1 protein-coding gene is annotated in these 1,694 nt (G+C 74.9%); it reads left to right on the forward strand.

The genetic code is table 11. The features are described 5' to 3' along the window. Positions 1-40 precede the first annotated feature (40 nt). On the forward strand, positions 41-1,471 hold the full coding sequence (locus IHE55_RS30405; protein ID WP_197988726.1) for a nicotinate phosphoribosyltransferase: 1,431 nt from the start codon (positions 41-43) through the stop codon (positions 1,469-1,471). Positions 1,472-1,694 lie beyond the last annotated feature (223 nt).

Raw genomic sequence — 1,694 nt, forward strand, 5'->3', positions numbered from 1 at the left:
AAATCGTCAACTTGACGAGAATGCTGCTAGCATCATGTCCATGAACACAGCGGACATGGGGCTGTCCGGAGCGGAAGGGCGCACCGGTGGCACCCGCGGGCAGGGTCCGGGCGGCAGCGCCCGGACGGACGGCGAGCCCCCGGCCGGCGGCTGGGGGAAGGTGGGCGTGCCCTCGACGGCGCTCTTCACCGACCGTTACGAACTGACCATGCTGCAGGCGGCACTGCGGGCCGGCACCGCGGACCGGGCCTGCGTCTTCGAGGTCTTCACCCGCCGGCTGCCGGAGGGCCGCCGCTACGGCGTGGTCGCCGGCACCGGCCGGGTGCTGGACGCGGTGGAGAACTTCCGCTTCGACAGCGGGGTGCTGGACTTCCTCGCCGACCAGCGGATCGTGGACGAGCCGACGCTGCACCGGCTGGCCCGCTACCGCTTCCGCGGCGACATCTGGGGCTACCCGGAGGGCGAGGTCTACTTCCCCGGCTCCCCGATCATGCGGGTGGAGGGCTCCTTCGCCGACTGCGTGCTGCTGGAGACGGTGGTGCTGTCGATCCTCAACCACGACTCCGCGGTCGCCGCGGCGGCCTCCCGGATGGCCGTCGCCGCCGGGGACCGGCCGCTGATCGAGATGGGTGCCCGGCGCACCCATGAGCTGGCGGCCGTCGCCGCGGCCCGCGCCGCGTACGTGGGCGGCTTCGCCACCACCTCCGACCTGGCGGCCGGGTTCCGCTACAACATCCCCACCGTGGGCACCAGCGCCCACGCCTTCACCCTGCTCCACGACAGCGAGCGCGACGCCTTCACCGCGCAGGTGGAGACCCTCGGCAGCGGCACCACCCTGCTGGTGGACACCTATGACGTGGCCGAGGCGGTGCGCACCGCGGTGGAGGTGGCCGGCACCGGGCTGGGCGCGGTCCGGATCGACTCCGGCGACCTGCTCCTCCTCGCCCACCGGGTCCGGCAGCAGCTGGACGAGCTGGGCGCCCGGGACACCAAGATCGTGGTGACCAGCGACCTCGACGAGTACGCCATCGCCTCGCTGGCCGCGGCGCCGGTGGACGCGTACGGGGTGGGCACCCAGCTGGTCACCGGCAGCGGGCACCCGACCTGCTCCATGGTCTACAAGCTGGTGGCCCGCGCGGACAGCGCCGCCGGCCCGGACGCCACGGCGCCGCTGCGGGCGGTGTCGAAGCGGTCGATGGGCGGCAAGACGTCGGTCGGCGGCCGCAAGTGGGCGGCCCGGCGGCTGGACGCGGACGGGGTGGCCGAGGCCGAGGTGGTCGGCTCCGGCGAGATCCCGGACGAGCTGCGGGACCGCCTGATCCAGGTGCCGCTGGTGCGGAACGGGGAGATCGTCGGCCGCGAACCGCTGGACGCCGCCCGCGACCGCCACCGGGCCGCCCGGGCCGGACTGCCGCTCTCCGCGACCCAGCTGTCGCGCGGCGAGCCGGTCCTGCCCACCGAGTACGTGTAGGGCGGCCCGTACGCCCGTACAGCACCGCGGGGACGTGCCCCACGGCGGACACCCCTCGGGCACCCTTGCGGGGCGCACGGGTCACACCCGTACCGGCAGCCCCCGCGGGTCACGCGGGTCACGTCCGGTCGGGGACGGCCGCTACGGGCCGGCCGGGTGCCGCACGGCGCCCACCGCCACCCGCACCGCTCCTGCTCCCGCCCGGACCGATCGGCACCGATCC

It is taken from the genome of Streptomyces pactum (assembly GCF_016031615.1).
GTDB lineage: Bacteria > Actinomycetota > Actinomycetes > Streptomycetales > Streptomycetaceae > Streptomyces > Streptomyces pactus.